This window comes from Amycolatopsis sp. NPDC024027 (assembly GCF_040638975.1).
In the GTDB taxonomy this organism is placed as follows: domain Bacteria; phylum Actinomycetota; class Actinomycetes; order Mycobacteriales; family Pseudonocardiaceae; genus Amycolatopsis.
The window spans coordinates 31,546-47,658 of the sequence record NZ_JBEZYY010000018.1; the positions used below are offsets into that span (position 1 = coordinate 31,546).

Below are 16,113 nucleotides of genomic sequence, written 5' to 3' on the forward strand. Positions count from 1 at the left end.
GCACGCGTGATGCCCCTCGGCGCACGGGTGGGTTGCGTTGTGCAACGGTGCGAACGGCCCGTTCGCGCCGCCGAGCGCAAAACTGTCGGTGTCGTGTTCTAGCGTTGCGGTCGTGGAGTTCAGCGCAGACACCCAGGCCACCTACCTCCCCGCGGATCCCCCGCGGGACGGGGTGCTGGCCCTGTGGGGCGACGACGTGGCCGGCGGGACCACGATCGAGCTCGTGCTGCCCCGGGGAGCCAAGTTCGCGCGGACGAAGGTCGACGCCGAGCTGATCCCGCTGGAGCGGGCGCTGCCCCGGCTGCTGTCGGTGGGGGAGGAGGCCAGCCCGGCGGTCGCGGCGTGGTCGGCGGCCGTCAACGCCGGGGTGAACCTCGTCGCCCGGGGGCGGCTGCGCCCGGCCGCCTCGCCGGGCGGGGCGGCGGCCTGGCGGATCGGCCCGCTGGACGCCGCCGACGAAGAACTGCTGCGAGGGCTGGCCGGTGCGCTGCCACCAGAGGCGTATGCGCTGCCCTTGACCGGGCTGAAACGCATCCGCCTGCACTCGCCGGATTCCCTGGTCCGCGCGCTCTGGGACGCGACGGCCGACCTGCTGGTGCGCAGCCCGGCAGCCCCGGTGGGCGCGGGCGATCCGGCGTTCGCGGCCCGTGAACCGGCCCTGCTCGGCCCGGACGGTGCGGCCTGGCTGGCGGAGCTGGAGGCCCGCGAGCCCCGCGGGATCCAGGTGCTCCTGCGGGTCGAGGGCCTCGACGACGACTCGTTCGCCGGGGTGCTGGCGGTGCGCAGCATGGCCGAGCCGAGCCTGGTGGTGGAGGCGGCAACGCTGTGGGACGCCCCGGACGCGGTCCTGAACCGCCTCGGCGACCAGGTCGAGACGCAGCTGCTGCTGGGCCTGCGCCGCGGCGCGCGGGCCTGGGCGCCGCTGGGCCGGGTGCTGAGCCAGGCGACGCCCGCTTCGCTGGAGCTGTCCGACGAAGAGGTCGTCGACCTGCTCACCGACGGCGCCCGCGACCTCGGCGGCGCCGGCATCGAGGTGCTTTGGTCGAAGGGGCTGTTCGCGGCGGAGGTGAAGGCGAAGGCGAGCGCGACGCAGGCACCGGCGAGCGTCACGGACGCGGAGTTCGCCCTGCGTTCGCTGCTGGAGTTCCGCTGGCAGCTGAGCCTGGGCGGCGAGCAGCTGACCGAGGCCGAGGTCGCGGCGCTCGCGGAAGCCAAGCGGCCGTTGGTCCGCCTGCGCGGCCAGTGGGTCCGGGTCGATCCGCAGCTCCTGGCCCGGGTGCGGGGCCGGACCCGCAAGCTGGACGCGGGCGAGGCCCTGGCCGCGGCGTTGACGGGCGAGCTGGAGCTCGACGGCGAACGCGTCGAGTTCGCGGCACCACCGGCGCTGGGCGGGCTGGCTTCGCGCATCCGCGACCGGGCGGACGCCCTGGTGGCGCCACCGCCGGGGTTGCACGCGACGCTGCGCCCGTACCAGCAGGCGGGGCTGTCCTGGCTGGCGACGATGACGGGCCTGGGGCTGGGTGCTTGCCTGGCCGACGACATGGGCCTGGGCAAGACGATCCAGCTGATCGCCCTCCACCTGCACCGCCGGGACCTGGCGAGGTCCGGTGCATTGCCGCCGGGCTCGAAGTCTTTGTCGGCGGACGGCGCGGTGGCGCTTGGCGGCAGTGGGCTTGCGGCGGCTGGTGCGGTGGCGCCTAGCGGTGGTGAGCTTGCGCCGGTGGCTGGTGGGGTGGCGCTCGGCGGCGGTGGGCTCCCGACAATGGACGGTGCGCTGTCGTTGAGCGCGGAGTCTTCGTCGGCGGACGGTGCGGTGGAGGCCGGCGGCGACGGGCATCAGCCGGCCGACGGCGGGGAGCCGCTGCCGGCCGGTGGCGAGGTGCCGTCCGCCGGTGCCGAGCTCGCCGACCCCGCGCCCCGGCGAGGCGGTGGCCCCACCCTCGTCCTCTGTCCCACCTCCCTCCTCGGCAACTGGGAGCGCGAGTTCGCCCGCTTCGCCCCGGAAATCCCCGTCCGCCGGTTCCACGGCGGCGGCCGCCACCTCGACGACCTCGCGCCCGACGAGGTCGTCCTGGCCACGTACGGCGTCCTCCGCCGCGATCGCGAAACGCTGTCCGAAGTGGTCTGGGGGCTGATCGCGGCCGACGAGGCCCAGCACGTCAAGAACCCGCTCTCCGCCACGGCCAAGGAACTGCGCAAGGTGCCCGCGCAAGCCAAGGTCGCCCTCACCGGCACCCCGGTCGAAAACCGGCTCACCGAACTGTGGTCCATTGTGGACTGGACGACGCCCGGCCTGCTCGGCCCGCTCGATCGCTTCCGCCGCACCGTCGCGCGGCCGATCGAACGCGACCGCGACAAGGCGGTCACCGAGCGGCTGGCCACCACCGTCCGGCCGTTCCTGCTGCGGCGGCGCAAGTCCGACCCGGACATCGCCCCGGAACTGCCGCGCAAGACCGAGACCGACCGGTTCGTCCCGCTGACCGCCGAGCAGACCACGCTCTACGAGGCCGTCGTGCGCGAAAACCTCGCCGAAATCCGGGAAACGCAGGGCATCAAGCGGCGCGGGCAGGTGCTGCAGCTGCTCACCGAGCTCAAGCAGATCTGCAACCACCCGGCGCAGTTCCTCAAGGAACCGCACGGCGCGCTCACCGGCCGCTCCGGCAAGCTCGCGGCGTTCGAAGAACTGCTGGACGTGATCCTCGACGAGGGCGAAAGCGTCCTGGTGTTCAGCCAGTACGTCCAGCTGTGCCGCCTGCTCGAGCGGCGGCTCAAGGACCGTGGGCTGCCCACCGAACTGCTCTCCGGAGCCAGTTCGCCGGCGAAGCGGCAGGACATGGTCGACCGGTTCCAGGCCGGCGAGATCCCGGTTTTCCTGCTCTCGCTCAAGGCGGGCGGCGTCGGGCTCAACCTGACCCGGGCCACCCACGTGATCCACTACGACCGCTGGTGGAACCCGGCGGTGGAGGACCAGGCCACCGACCGCGCGTACCGGATCGGGCAGGACAGGCCGGTCCAGGTGCACCGGCTGATCGCCGAAGGCACCCTCGAGGAGCGGATCGCGCAGGTCCTCGAAAAGAAACGGGGCCTCGCCGAATCGATCGTCGGAGCGGGGGAGGACTGGATCACCGAACTGTCCGACGACGAGCTCGCCGATCTGGTCCGGCTCGGGAGCGGGTGATGCCACCGAGGCGGAACTTCGGCACGACGTGGTGGGGCCGGGCCTGGGTCGAGGCGCTGGAGCAGCGCGCGAAGCTCGACCCGAACCGGCTGCCCCGAGGGCGGACGTACGCGCGGAAGGGCACGGTCAGCGAGCTGCACGCCGGGGCCGGCGCGGTCAGCGCCCGGGTGCGGGGCAGCCGGCCGGAGCCGTACAAAGTGACGATCACGATGCGCACCTTCACCGACGGCGAGTGGGACAAGCTGCTCGGCGTGGTCGGCACCCAGCTCGGTCACGCGGCGGCGCTGCTCGACGGCGAGCTGCCGGGCGCGCTCACCGAGCAGGCGCGCGAAGCGGGTGTCGACCTGCTGCCGGGCCCGGGCGACCTGCGGCCGCGGTGTTCGTGCCCGGACTCGGCGAACCCGTGCAAGCACGTCGCCGCGGTGTACTACCTGGTCGCCGACGAGGTGGACCGCGACCCGTTCACGCTCTTCCTGCTGCGCGGGCGCCCGCGGGCCGACGTGCTGGCCGAGCTCCGAGCCCGCCGGTCGCCGGCGCGCGGCGAGAAACCGAAGCTCCCGAAGCGCGTCGATGAAGGACTGACCCCCCGCGCCGCCTACGCGCGACGGCCGGGCGCGATCCCCGCGCTGCCGCCGCCACCGCGGGTACCCGGGCCACCGGCGGTCCTGGACCTCGACCCGCCCCCGGGCACGGGCTGGACGGCGGCGGCGCTGTCCGCCCTAGCAGCGGACGCGGCCTCCCTCGCCCGCGACCTCCTGACCGGCGGACCGACGGCGGCGGAGCTGACGTTCGACGAAGACCTCGCCCGCCGAGCGGCCGGCCGGTCCGGCGCGGAGATCACCGCCCTGGCCACGACGGCGGGGGTGTCTCCCCGAGACCTGGTCCGCTGGGCGGAGGCCTGGCGCGAAGCGGGCCGCGGCGGCTTGGCGGCCCTGCGAGAGACCTGGCAGCCCGGCCCGGGACCCCTCACGGAAGCCGAGTCGCTCCTGGCCGACGCGGGCCTCCCGGGCAAGCCGAAGATCTGGCGCAACCGAGTGACCCACGGAGAGCTGCAACTGCGCTACGGCCGCGACGCACGCTGGTACCGCTTCGTCCGCGAAGGACCGGAGTGGCGCCTCGACGGCCCACCTTCGGCAAGCCCGGTGGACCTCGCCTACTGACCTGCCCGCCGGACCAGGCCCCCCAAGCGCCCCAACGCACCCAAGGTGGCCTGGACGCGCAGGCGCTTACCGGTGCTCGGCCTTCCAGGCGTTGTACGTGTGGTCCAGGAACCGCGCGACCCCGCGGACCACGTGCGCCGAACGCACCGACGTGAACACGTCGAACGCGTGCTGTGCCCCCGCCAGCTCCGCATACGCCACCGGCTGCCTCGACTTCTCGCGCAGCCGCGAGACGAACTCGCGCGCCTCCCGTACCGGGACCAGCGAATCGTCCCGGCCGTGGATCACGAAGAACGGCGGTGCGTCCGAGGTGATCCGATCCAGCGGGGACGCCGCGATGTAGTCGTCCAAGTGCGCCACCGGGTCGCGGTCCGGCGCGAACACGCGGCGGGCGATCAGGCTCTCCAGCCGGTACTTGCTCGCCGGTGCGCCGGACGTCGCCGCGAAGTCGTACACCCCGTAGTGGGGGACGCATGCCTGGATGCTCGTGTCCGTGTCCTCGAAACCCGGCTGCAACGCCGGGTCGTTCTGCGACAACGCCAGCAGCGCCGACAGGTGGCCGCCCGCCGAGCCGCCCGTCACCGCCACGAACCGGGGGTCGCCGCCGTACGAAGTGATCGATGAGCGGATCCACGCCAGCGCCTGCTTCGCCGCGACGATGTGCGCCGGCCAGCGGTGTGCCGGTGACAGCGGGTAGTTGATCGCGACGCACACCCAGCCTCGGCGGGCCAGGTAGCGCATCAGCGGCCGGCCCTGCTCCTCTTTGTTGCCGATCACCCACGCGCCGCCGTGGACCTGCAGCAGCACCGGCGCGCCCGAAACCGGCTCGGCAGGGCGGTAGACGTCCAGCAGGAACCGCTTGCCGCCCGGGGCGTACGCGATGTTGCGGTCGATGCGGACGTCGGGCGCGCCCATCCGGAACGGCAGCGCCAGCTCACCCCACGGCAGGCCCAGGTCCGAGCGGCCCAGCTCCGAGGCGTAGTCGTCGCCCAGCGCCGACGTCAGCGCGTTCTCGATCTCCTCGCGGGCGCCGTGCCCGGTGCGGATCAGCGCGGCCAGCCCGGCGGCGGACGCGGCGGCCATCGCCAGGCCCGCCTTCGTCGAGCGGTCGCCGGTGCCGTGGCGTGCCACGTGGAGCAGGGAATCCGCCGCCGTCAAAGCCAGGAACTGGGGCGCCAGCTCGCCGGTCAGCCACCCGGCGAAGAACACCGGGATCGTGGTGGACCGGGCCCGCAGCGGGCGGAGGGCGTTGGCGGTGAGACCGAGCTGGACCGCGCGACGGATCAGGAAATTCGGCTGCACCACCGCGATGGTACCGGCGAGTAGGGTGCTGTGTCGTCGGTCACCGACCCGACCACAGTCACGGCCGGATGGCTTCGTGGCAACGGTTGCTTGTCGCTCGGGGGCCGGCCTGCTTTTGGCCGGATTGGTGACGGGCCGCTCACGGGAAGTGGCCTACCCTGGCGCCATGCAGAGACTGAGCGGCCTCGACGCGAGTTTCCTCTACCTCGAGACGTCGTCGCAGGTCCTGCACGTCTGCGGGCTGCTCATCCTCGACGGCTCGACCGTTCCCGGCGGCTACAGCTTCGCGAAGCTCCAGGAAAGCCTCGACGAGCGCGTCCGGATGATCCCGGCGTTCCGCCGCAAACTGCACAATCCACTCTGGAACCTCAGTCACCCCGTCTGGGTCGAAGACGAAGACTTCGACCTCGACCACCACGTGCACCGCATCGGCGTGCCCGCCCCCGGCGACCGCGCCGAGCTGGCCGCGCTCTGCGCCCACATCGCCGGGCAGCAGCTCGACCGCGCGCACCCGCTGTGGCAGCTGTACGTCATCGAAGGCCTGGCCGACGGCCGGCTCGCCGTGCTGCTCAAGATGCACCACGCGAGCGTCGACGGCGTCAGCGGCGCCAGCCTGATCACCTACCTCGCCGGGCTCGAACCGGACGGGCCGATGCCGGAGATCGAGGAGCACCGGAACGCCGCGCTGCCCTCGCCGCTGGACCTGCTCCGCTCCGGGGTCGAGAGCGTCGTGAAGCGCCCCGCCGAGGTCGCGCGGCTGCTGCCCGACCTCCTCGGGCTGGTGCCGCGGTGGGTCGGCCGGGCGTTGCGCGGCAAGGGAATGCCGGTTCCGTTCACCGCGCCGAGGACGTCGCTGAACGGCACGATCACCGGGCACCGCAGCGTCGCCTTCGCCCAGCTCGACCTCGCCGACGTCAAGGACGTCAAGAACGCCTTCGGGGTGACGGTGAACGACGTCGTGCTCGCGCTCGTCGCCGGGGCGCTGCGGGAGTTCCTCGTCGCGCGCGGGGAACTGCCGGAGGATCCGCTGGTGGCGACCGTCCCGGTCTCGGTGCACGACCGGACCGAACGCGAGCACGGCAGCAACAAGGTCTCGGCGTTCTTCGCCTCCCTGCCGACGCACCTGCCCGACCCGGCCGCCCGGGTGTTCTTCCTCGCCGAGGCCAACCGGCGCTCGAAGGACCACCACCACGACATCGACGCCGACATGCTGCAGGATTGGGCGCAGTTCTCCGCCGCGACGGCGTTCGGGCTCGCCGTGCGCGCCTATTCGGCGCTGCGCCTGGCCGAAAAGCACCCGGTGGTGCACAACCTGGTCGTCTCCAACGTGCCCGGCCCGCCGATGCCGCTGTACTTCCTGGGCGCGCGGATCACCGGCTTCTACCCGCTCGGCCCGGTCTTCCACGGCGCCGGGCTGAACGTCACGGTGCTGTCCAACGCGGGGAAGCTGCACGTCGGCCTGCTCGGCGCGCGGGAGCTGGTCAAGGACCTGTGGCCGCTCGCCGACGCGCTCCCGGACGCGCTCGCCGAACTGCTCAAAGCCGCGGGCTGAGCACCACGACCGGGATCTCCCGCTCGGTCCAGGCCTGGTACTTGGCGAAATCCGCGTACAGCTCGACCAGCCGCGGCCAGAGCTCGGCGCGTTCCGGAGGCCCGGCGACCCGGGCCGTGACCGGGACGCCGCGACGGCCCTTGAGGTCGATGCGGGTTTCGGGGTGCGCCAGCAGGTTGCGGTACCACTGCGGGTGCCGCGGCAGCCCGCCCTGCGAGCCGACGACGACGACGTCGTCGCCGGCTCGCAGGTAGAGCAGCGGGGTGGTGAACCGGCGCCCGGACTTGCGGCCGCGGTGTTCCAGCAGCAGCGTCGGCACGGGCTTGCGGAACCCCGCCCCGATCCGCCACGTGCTGCCGACCCGGCCGCCGGTCAGCCGGAAGACGGCCACCTGCGCCTTCGCCGCGTACTTCATCACCTTCGCCGTCACCGGCGAGTCGAGGCCGCCGGGCTTCTGGTCGGGCAGGCTGAAGCGTCCCATCAGGAGTTCCTTCCTCGGAGGGAGTGGACCGCGGCGAGCAGGGCGGGCACCCAGCGGTCGGCCGCCAGCACGCAGGCCGCGTGCCCGGCCGCGACCTCGTAGGTGGCCGCGCCGGGGATCCGGCGGGCCAGGGAGCGCTGGTGGGCGGGGGCGATGAACCGGTCGCGGGCGGTCACGACGACCGCGGCCGGCAGCCGCAGCGTGTGCAGCCACGGCGTCGAGTCGAACCGGCCGATCTCGTCGACCGCGACCGCGATCGCCCACGGCGTCGTCGACCGGAACTCCCGCAGCCCCCACCGGTGGTCGGCGAGGCGTTCGCGGGGGAGCGCGGCGGGCACGGCCGGCGGCGGCACGTGCTCGCGCAGCCGCCGTAGCGTCCGGCCGAAGACCTCGAGGGCGACGCGCTGCCGCAGCCCGCGGCCGAAGTGGCCCGCGGTCGAGCACAGCACCAGCCCGGTAACACGTTCTGGTTCGGCGCGGGCCACGAGCTGCGCCACCAGTCCGCCCATCGAGTACCCCGCGAGGGCGAACCGGCCGACCCCGAGCGCGTCCGCGACGGCGGTGACGTCGTCCGCGCAGTCGGCGAGCCGGAACTCCCGCGAGCGGATGCCCCGGCCGTGCCACCGCTGGTCGAACACGACGACGCGGTGCCGCCGCGCCAGCCGTGTGAGCGCCGGATACCAGGTCAGCAGGCCCGTGCAGGCCACCGAATGCAGCAGGAAGAGCGGGGGCGCGTCCCGCGGCCCGACGTCGGTGACCACGGTGCGGCCGCGGCCGGGCAGGTCCAGGGTGGCCGGCTCGGGCACGCCCGCGGTCGGCGGCACGGTGATCCGCCGCCGTCTCCCCGCCATTCCGCCCACCCCCGGGGGTTGCCGTGGCCGCCCTTTCCGGTTAAGACTAGAACAGGTTTCAATATTGCGCCCGATCCGGAGGACAGGCGTGGACTTCGCCCTTGACGATACGCAGACCGAGATCGCCGCCCTCGCCGCGAAAGTGCTCGGTGACTTCCGGAGCCCGGGAGGCGATCCCCCGCAGCGGGCGGTGGAGGGCGGCCCCTGGCGCGCCCTCGCTTCGGCGGGCTTGCTCGCCTTGGCGCTGCCCCCGGAGCTGGAAGGCGACGGTCTGGGCGTTGCCGAGGTCGCCCAGGTCCTGACCGAGGTCGGCCGGGCCGCCGCGCCGGTGCCCGCGTACGCCGCGCTCGCCCTGGGGATCCTGCCGATCGAGTCGCTCGGGACCCCGGCCCAGCGCGCGGAGTTGCTGCCGCCGGTCGCGGCCGGGGAGGCACTGCTCACCGCCGCCCTGAACGAGCCCTCCGCGCCCCTGGTCGCCGAGCCCGCCGCGACCGCGCGGGCCGGAGACGGGAAGTGGCTGCTCAGCGGCGTGAAGACCGCGGTACCGTACGCCGCCGAAGCCACCCGGATCCTCACCCCGGTGACCACCGCGCACGGCAGCGCCGTCTACCTCGTCGACCCGCACGCCGACGGCGTCACGCTCGTCCCGACGCCCACCTCGTCCGGGACACCGGAGTACACCGTCCGGCTCGACGACGTCGCCGTCGAGGAAACGGACCTCCTGTTCGACCGCGGTGCCGTGGCGGCACTGCACCGGTTCGCGCTGGCCGGCGCGCTGGCCCTCGGCGACGGCCTCCTGGCCGGCGCGTTGGCGCTGACCGTCAAGCACGTCGGCGAGCGGACCCAGTTCGGCCGGCCCCTCTCCGCCTTCCAGGCCGTGGCGGGCCAGATCGCCGACGTCTACGTGGCCGCACGGACCGTGCACCTCGCCGTGACGTCCGCGGTGTGGCGGCTGGCTTCGGGACTCGACGCCGACGCCGACCTGGACGTCGCCGCCTACTGGTTCGCCTCGCGGGCCCCGGAAGCGCTGGCGACCTGCCACCACCTGCACGGCGGGGTCGGCGTCGACGAAACCTACCCACTGCACCGGTATTCGTCGGCGGTCAAGGATCTCGGCCGGACGCTGGGCGGGGCCGCGCACCGGCTCGGCCGGCTCGGCGAACGAGTGGCGGGGTGAGCGGATGCACGTCGAACTGACCAGCGCGCAAAAGCAGCTACGTGCCGAGCTGCGCGAATACTTCGCCGGGTTGATCAGCCCCGAGGAACGCCAGGCGATGCGGCGCGAGCGGCACGGGCCGGTGTTCCGCGAGATCGTCCGCCGGATGGGCCGCGACGGCCGGCTCGGCGTCGGCTGGCCGGTCGAGTACGGCGGCCAGGGCTTCGGCGGGATCGAACAGCACCTCTTCGTCGACGAGGCCGCGCGCGCCGACGTCCAGCTGCCCTCGGTCACGCTCCAGACGGTCGGGCCGACGCTGCAGGAGTTCGGCACGGACGAGCAGAAGTCCTTCTTCCTGCCGAAGATCCTGGCCGGGGAGATCCACTTCGCGATCGGCTACAGCGAACCGGAAGCGGGCACGGACCTCGCGTCGCTGCGGACGACCGCGGTGCGCGACGGCGACGAATACGTCGTCAACGGCCAGAAGATCTTCACCACCGGCGGGCACGACGCCGACTACGTCTGGCTCGCCGTGCGGACCGCGCCGGACGCGCCGAAGCACAAGGGCATCTCGATCCTCATCGTCGACACGAGCGATCCCGGCTACTCGTGGACGCCGATCATCACCTGCGACGGCGCCCACCACGTCAACGCGACGTACTATTCGGACGTCCGCGTGCCGGCGAACCGCCTGGTGGGACAGGAAAATGCGGGCTGGCGGCTGATCACGACGCAGCTCAACCACGAGCGCGTCATGCTCGGGCCGGCCGGGCGGATCGGCGGCCTGTACGACCGCGTGCACGCGTGGGCGAGCGCGCACGGCCTGCTGGACCTCGCCGACGTGCGGGCCGTGCTCGCCGAGGCGATGGCCGTGACCCGGGTGAACGAACTGCTGAACTGGCAGGTCGCGGTGTCCGCAGCGAGTGCGCCGGTCGGCGTGGCCGACGCGTCGGCGACCAAGGTGTTCAGCTCGGAGGCCATCCAGCGGATCGGCCGGAACCTCGAGGAAGTCGTCGCGCGCCACGGCGACCTGGCCGATCCGGACACCGCCGAGCTGGCGGACTGGCTCGACCTCACCGCCAAGCGCAACATCGTGCTGACCTTCGGCGGCGGTGTCAGCGAAATCCAACGGGAGCTGATCGCCTCGATCGGCCTGGGCCTGCCGAGGGTGCCGCGATGACCATCGAAGAAGCCGCCGCCGCGATCGCCGCGCAGGGGGAGTCCTCGCCGCGGCTCGCCCGGGACCCCGTCAACCAGGCCATGGTGAACAACTGGGTCGAGGCGATCGGCGACCGCAACCCGGTCTACACCGACCCGGAGTACGCCGCCGCCAGCGTCCACAAGGGACTGGTTGCGCCGCCCGCGATGGCCCAGGTGTGGACGATGAACGGCCTGCACGGCAGCCGGGCCGACGACGACCCGCTCGGCGCGATGATGGCCGTGCTCGACGAGGCCGGGTTCACCTCCGTGGTGGCCACGAACTCCGAACAGACCTACCACCGCTACCTGCGGCCGGGTGAACACGTCGCGGCGGCGACCCGCCTGGAGACGGTCGTCGGCCCGAAGCGGACGGCGCTGGGGGAGGGCTGGTTCGTCACCACCCGGACGACCTGGTCCGTCGGCTCCGAAGCCGTGGCCGAGATGGTGTTCCGGGTCCTGAAGTTCCGCCCGCCCGCCCCGAAGCCGCCGCCGGCGCCGGTGCTGCGGCCGGTGATCAGCCGGGACACGGAGTTCTTCTGGGACGGCCTTCGCGAGGGGGAGCTGCGGATCCAGCGCTGGGGCGAGACGCTGCGGCACCCGCCGGGGCCGATGCCGCCCGACGGCTCGCTGGACACCAAGCCCGACTACGTCGTCGCCAGTGGCCGGGGGACCGTGTACTCCTTCGTCGTGCACCACCACCCGCCGGTGCCGGGCAAGGAACTCCCGTTCGTCGTGGCCCTGGTGGAACTGGAAGAAGGGGTCCGCGTGATGGCCGAGCTCCTGGACGTGCCGCCGTCGGAGGTCCACATCGGACTCCCGGTCGTCGCGGCGTTCGTCCGGGTCGACGACGACCTGACCCTGCCCGCGTGGAAGGTGGCCCGATGACCGTCGCCGAAGGGACCGAGCTGCCGCCGCTGACGATCGAGGCGACGCCGACGTTCGTCGTCAGCACGGCGCTGGCCACCCGTGACTTCCAGGACGTCCACCACGACCGCGACTCGGCCGTGGCCCGCGGCTCGAAGGACATCTTCCTCAACATCCTCACCGACACCGGGCTGGTCCAGCGGTTCGTCTCGGAGTGGGCCGGGCCCGAGGCGCTGATCCGGTCGATCAAGATCCGGCTCGGCGTGCCCTGCTACGCCTACGACACGCTGACGTTCACCGGCCGGGTGGTCTCCCGTGCGGGCAACGACGTCGTCGTCTCCGTGTCCGGTGTGGACAGTCTCGGTGAGCACGTCGCCGGGACCGTGGAGGTGACGTTGCCGTGACGCTCTCCGGGAAGGCGGCCATCGCCGGGATCGGCGCGACGGAGTTTTCCAAGGACTCCGGGCGCAGCGAGCTGCGGCTGGCGGCCGAATGCATCTCCCACGCCCTCGCCGACGCGGGACTGTCGTCGTCCGACGTGGACGGTCTGGTGTCGTTCACCATGGACGGCAACGCGGAGATCGCCGTCGCGCGCGAACTGGGGATCCCCGAACTGAAGTTCTTCAGCCGCATCCACTACGGCGGCGGTGCCGCGGCGGCGACCGTGCAGCAGGCCGCGATGGCGGTGGCGACCGGCGTCGCGGACGTCGTCGTCGCCTACCGGGCGTTCAACGAGCGGTCCGGGCACCGCTTCGGCCAGGTGTCGTCCGCGGCGGCCGGCCAGGTCAACTCCTCGGGGGTGGACAACGCCTTCCACTACCCGATGGGCATCGCGACCCCGGCGGCGACGGTGGCCATGGTGGCCCGGCGTTATCTGCACGACTACGGCGCGACGAGCGAGGACTTCGGGCGCGTGGCGGTCATCGACCGCAAGCACGCGGCGACCAACCCGAACGCGTGGTTCCACGGCCGGCCCATCACCCTGGCGGAGCACCAGGCGTCACGCTGGGTGGCCGAGCCGCTGCACCTGCTCGACTGCTGCCAGGAGAGCGACGGCGGCGTCGCGCTGGTCGTCACCAGCGTGGAGCGGGCCCGGGACCTCGCCCGGCCGCCCGCGGTGATCGCGGCGGCGGCGCAGGGGAGCGGGCCCGACCAGTACGTGATGACCAGCTACTACCGCGACGACCTGGCCGCGCTGCCGGAAATGGGCGTCGTGGGCCGGCAGCTGTGGGGCCAGTCGGGGCTGGCACCGTCCGATGTGGACGTCGCGGTGCTGTACGACCACTTCACCCCGTATGTGCTGATGCAGCTGGAAGAACTGGGGTTCTGCGGCCGGGGCGAGGCGAAGGACTTCATCGCCGACGGCGCGCTGGAGCTCGACGGCGCGCTGCCGCTCAACCCGCACGGCGGCCAGCTCGGCGAGGCGTACATCCACGGCATGAACGGCATCGCGGAGGGCGTCCGCCAGGTGCGCGGCACGGCGGCCAACCAGGTCGAGGGCGCGGCCCGGGTGCTGGTCACGGCGGGGACGGGCGTGCCGACGAGCGGACTCATCCTGACGGGTGACTGAGTGTCACCTCAATGACGGCTGGTGCCCGACCGGCGTGGGTGTCACGGTGGAGACACCACCTGCGACGGAGAGTGAGGCCGAACTGGCGATGGTCGTCGACTGGGCGCTCACGGCGGTGTTCGCGGCGCTGGCGCTGCCCTGCGTGCTGCGGCTGGTCCGCCTCGACTACGCGCGCCTGGGCCACCGCGTCCGCCACGGCGACCTGGCGGAACTGCTGCTGGTGGTGGCGATGGTCGCGATGTTCTCCCCGGTCGGCGGCCCGATCCCGGCGGCGGGCTGGCAGGCTGTCCTGGCGCTGACGACGGGCTGGTTCGCGGTGGCCTGGTGGCGCACCCGCACCTGCGCCCACCACGCGTTGTCGGCGGCGGCGATGCTCTACACGGTGACGGCGATGCCGCACGGCGGGATGGACCACGGCCCGTGGCTGACGATGTCCGCCATGGACGCCCGGCTGGCGTTGCCGCTGATAGCGGTGGTGGCGGCGGGATATTTCGTGGCCGACGCGGCGTGGTCCGGGGTGCTGGTGGTCCGCGGATCGGCGCTGGCGGATCCGGGCCAGGCGTCGCGGGCGGTGTGCCGGACGGTGATGGGCGCCGGGATGGGCTACATGCTGCTGGCCTCGGCCTTGTGAGCACAGCTTTGTGCCGCTGCTTTGTGGTGCGGCACGAGAGGTCCCCGGCCTGGGGGTGTCCCTATGACGCTGCTATGTGGCGTCAAGGGTTGACGAGTGGTGTTGCTGGAGGGTGCGGAAGAGCTGGCGGGCGATGATCCGTTTGAGACAGCGTTTGATCTCTCGGAGGGTCTTGCCCTCGGCCAGTCGGCGGGTGATGTAGGCGCGCGTCGCGGGGTCGATCCGGCTGCGGGTCAGCACGACGGTGCGCAGCGCCCGGTTCAGTTGGCGATCGCCACCTCGGTTGAGGCGGTGGCGGTTGGTCAGGCCTGAGGAAGCAGGGATCGGTGCGGCGCCGGCGAGGCTGGCGAAGGCGGCTTCGGAGCGAAGCCGGCCGTAGTGGGACCAGCTGATCAAGATTTGTGCGGCGCTGAGGGCGCCGACGCCGGGCAGCTGTGCCAGCTCGGGGTGGACGTCGTTGACCAGGCGTGTGATGTCGCGTTCGAGCTCGTTTGCTTCGGTCTTGAGTGTTTGGATGCGGTGGGCGGTGGAGCGCATCGCCCGGACGGTCGTGCGGTGCTCGAGGTCCTGGGCGGGCCGGTCGCGCAGTTTCGCTCAGTAGCTGATCTGAGCGTCGCTGGTCTGGCCTCGCAGTTCCGCGCGGAGGTTCTCGGGTGCGGAGACGATCAGCGCCTTGAGGTGGTTGATCGCAGCGGTGCGGGCGGAGACCGCGCCGGCCCGTGTGCTGAGCAGGACGCGCAGGGCTTCGCGCTGCCCGCGGCTGCGCGGTTCGATCAGGCGGTCGCTGCTGAGGATTTCCCGGGCGGCTCGGACGGCATCGAGGGCGTCGCTTTTACGGGCGCCGCGCCGTGGTGGGCGCTTGGGTCGGCAGACTTCGACGACCCTTTCGCCTTGTTCGGTGAGGAATGCGGTGAGTCCGGCGCCGTAGCTGCTGGTTCCTTCGACGGCCCAGCACCGCCGGTCAGGCACCTGTGTTCGGGCGAAGTCCAGCAGTTGCTGGTAGCCCTCGGCGCTGGCCGGGGCTTCGGCGTGTCCGAGCGTTGCGCCGACCGCGGTGACCGCGGCCGCGGCGAGGGTGTCGCGGTGGGTGTCGACGCCGATGACGCCTTCGATTGACTCGAACAGCATGGTCACGCGGTCCCTTCCAGCAGGCGACGTTGTCGTGGGCGTCGGCCGTGGTGGGCACCCAGGCGAAACTGTGACGAGTCACGCCGAGTGGGCGGACGGGCTGCTTATCAGGCCACTGGGTGGGCCAGGCCGGCCCGAACGGCTTGGGAGACGTGTCATAGGCAAGGCACGTTCTGGGACGGCCAGTTTGTCAACGAGTCATCCCGCACCGCCGGACCATCCTGACAGCGACCACCAGGCTGCCCACGCAGTCTCACAGTGGTTGTCAAGCCGCTGGTCGGGTCGGACAGCGCTGCGAACGCGGCGAGGAAGAACGCGCGTTTGAGCTGGCGGTTGCCGGTGCGGGCCGGGTGCTCGCCTTTGATGCTGGTGCCGGAGCTTCGGGTGACCGCCGACTTCGAGGAGGATGCGGGCTGCGGTCCTGACGCCGATGCCGGGCATCGAGGTCAGGATCCCGGCAAGAGGGTGCGCATCGGGTATCCCCTCGACCGGCTCGGCAACCTGTTTGCGTTGCAGGAGAATCGTTTTGAGGCTGTCGGCCAGTCGGGGCAAGACCGTGTCGGCGGCGGCGGTGCCTGGGCCGACGTCGACTGGGCGGAGGGTGTGGGGAAGGGAGCGGGCGGTGTCGGCGATGACGAACGCATCCCGGGCGTCGGTTTCGTGCGGCCGCGGTTGAGGTCGGCGATGCGGCGCATCGCCAGTCCGGGCAGGTAGGCCACCTGGTGCCCGGCGGCGCGGGCGACCGCGACCGGCAATGGCCCCGATCGTGGCCGGTTGATCGACCACGACCAGCAGTGGTCCGTGCCCGGCGAGCTTGTCGAACAGGGCCCGCAGCTTCGGCTCGCTGTTGGGCAGCGTGGCATCGACCGACCGCTGACAGGGACACGGCCACCAACCGGTAGGTCTCATCCCAGACCCGGTGACACCACCCCCCGGATCATGGGCTCGACTGGGGGCGCTAGTCATGCCGGGCCTGGTGACCACAACTCCCTGGACGGGAGCCACGAAAAAGGTAACGGGCCCCCCGGATTTCACGTTAC

Annotated in this window: 15 protein-coding genes; 9 read left to right on the forward strand and 6 right to left on the reverse strand. The window is 72.5% G+C overall.

The window, feature by feature from the left end; translation table 11 throughout:
• Positions 1-112: 112 nt before the first annotated feature.
• The gene (locus AB0F52_RS35200; protein ID WP_360180373.1) at positions 113-3,178 is read left to right on the forward strand and encodes a DEAD/DEAH box helicase; all 3,066 of its coding nucleotides are present in this window, start codon (positions 113-115) and stop codon (positions 3,176-3,178) included.
• A complete protein-coding gene (locus tag AB0F52_RS35205; RefSeq protein ID WP_360180375.1) occupies positions 3,178-4,338 on the forward strand; it encodes an SWIM zinc finger family protein in 1,161 nt (386 codons plus the stop codon). Before AB0F52_RS35200 ends, AB0F52_RS35205 begins: the two co-directional genes overlap by 1 nt.
• 66 nt (positions 4,339-4,404) lie before the next feature.
• Here the strand turns inward: AB0F52_RS35205 and AB0F52_RS35210 are convergent, their stop codons facing one another.
• Positions 4,405-5,640, reverse strand: a complete 1,236-nt coding sequence (locus AB0F52_RS35210) for an alpha/beta hydrolase (protein WP_360180377.1) — start codon at positions 5,638-5,640, stop codon at positions 4,405-4,407.
• A gap of 166 nt (positions 5,641-5,806) precedes the next feature.
• On the opposite strand from AB0F52_RS35210, the gene AB0F52_RS35215 reads away from it, so the two are divergent.
• Positions 5,807-7,192 (forward strand): wax ester/triacylglycerol synthase family O-acyltransferase, encoded by a 1,386-nt coding sequence (locus tag AB0F52_RS35215; RefSeq protein ID WP_360180379.1) that lies wholly within the window; start codon positions 5,807-5,809, stop codon positions 7,190-7,192.
• On the opposite strand, the gene AB0F52_RS35220 is transcribed toward AB0F52_RS35215, so the two are convergent.
• Together AB0F52_RS35220 and AB0F52_RS35225 are read right to left on the reverse strand one after the other, a co-directional pair.
• The gene (locus AB0F52_RS35220) at positions 7,176-7,673 is read right to left on the reverse strand and encodes a nitroreductase family deazaflavin-dependent oxidoreductase (RefSeq protein ID WP_360180381.1); all 498 of its coding nucleotides are present in this window, start codon (positions 7,671-7,673) and stop codon (positions 7,176-7,178) included. The genes AB0F52_RS35215 and AB0F52_RS35220 overlap by 17 nt on opposite strands.
• Complete coding sequence (locus AB0F52_RS35225; protein ID WP_360180383.1) at positions 7,673-8,524, reverse strand: alpha/beta hydrolase; 852 nt, start codon at positions 8,522-8,524, stop codon at positions 7,673-7,675. Before AB0F52_RS35225 ends, AB0F52_RS35220 begins: the two co-directional genes overlap by 1 nt.
• 88 nt (positions 8,525-8,612) lie before the next feature.
• Here AB0F52_RS35225 and AB0F52_RS35230 point away from each other — a divergent pair, with 88 nt between their 5' ends.
• The 6 genes from AB0F52_RS35230 to AB0F52_RS35255 all read left to right on the forward strand — a co-directional run bounded on the left by AB0F52_RS35230 (position 8,613) and on the right by AB0F52_RS35255 (position 13,945).
• Positions 8,613-9,701, forward strand: a complete 1,089-nt coding sequence (locus tag AB0F52_RS35230; RefSeq protein ID WP_360180385.1) for an acyl-CoA dehydrogenase family protein — start codon at positions 8,613-8,615, stop codon at positions 9,699-9,701.
• Positions 9,702-9,705: 4 nt separating this feature from the next.
• Positions 9,706-10,860 carry an acyl-CoA dehydrogenase family protein gene (locus tag AB0F52_RS35235; RefSeq protein WP_360180387.1) on the forward strand — a complete coding sequence of 385 codons (1,155 nt, stop codon included), beginning with the start codon at positions 9,706-9,708 and terminating at the stop codon, positions 10,858-10,860.
• A complete protein-coding gene (locus tag AB0F52_RS35240; RefSeq protein WP_360180389.1) occupies positions 10,857-11,765 on the forward strand; it encodes an OB-fold domain-containing protein in 909 nt (302 codons plus the stop codon). The genes AB0F52_RS35235 and AB0F52_RS35240 overlap by 4 nt, the downstream gene beginning before the upstream one ends.
• On the forward strand, positions 11,762-12,148 hold the full coding sequence (locus AB0F52_RS35245) for a MaoC family dehydratase (protein WP_360180391.1): 387 nt from the start codon (positions 11,762-11,764) through the stop codon (positions 12,146-12,148). The genes AB0F52_RS35240 and AB0F52_RS35245 overlap by 4 nt, the downstream gene beginning before the upstream one ends.
• Positions 12,145-13,314: a lipid-transfer protein gene (locus AB0F52_RS35250; protein ID WP_360180393.1), complete on the forward strand. Its 1,170-nt coding sequence runs from the start codon at positions 12,145-12,147 to the stop codon at positions 13,312-13,314. Before AB0F52_RS35245 ends, AB0F52_RS35250 begins: the two co-directional genes overlap by 4 nt.
• A gap of 88 nt (positions 13,315-13,402) precedes the next feature.
• The gene (locus AB0F52_RS35255; protein ID WP_360180700.1) at positions 13,403-13,945 is read left to right on the forward strand and encodes a DUF5134 domain-containing protein; all 543 of its coding nucleotides are present in this window, start codon (positions 13,403-13,405) and stop codon (positions 13,943-13,945) included.
• 72 nt (positions 13,946-14,017) lie between these two features.
• On the opposite strand, the gene AB0F52_RS35260 is transcribed toward AB0F52_RS35255, so the two are convergent.
• The 3 genes from AB0F52_RS35260 to AB0F52_RS35270 form a co-directional block, all read right to left on the reverse strand.
• Positions 14,018-14,482, reverse strand: coding sequence for a transposase (locus AB0F52_RS35260; RefSeq protein WP_360180395.1), 465 nt, complete (start codon positions 14,480-14,482; stop codon positions 14,018-14,020).
• Positions 14,483-14,539: 57 nt separating this feature from the next.
• Positions 14,540-15,073 carry a transposase gene (locus tag AB0F52_RS35265; RefSeq protein WP_360180702.1) on the reverse strand — a complete coding sequence of 178 codons (534 nt, stop codon included), beginning with the start codon at positions 15,071-15,073 and terminating at the stop codon, positions 14,540-14,542.
• Positions 15,074-15,271: 198 nt separating this feature from the next.
• Positions 15,272-16,039, reverse strand: a complete 768-nt coding sequence (locus AB0F52_RS35270; RefSeq protein ID WP_360180397.1) for a transposase — start codon at positions 16,037-16,039, stop codon at positions 15,272-15,274.
• Between the last annotated feature and the right edge of the window lie 74 nt (positions 16,040-16,113).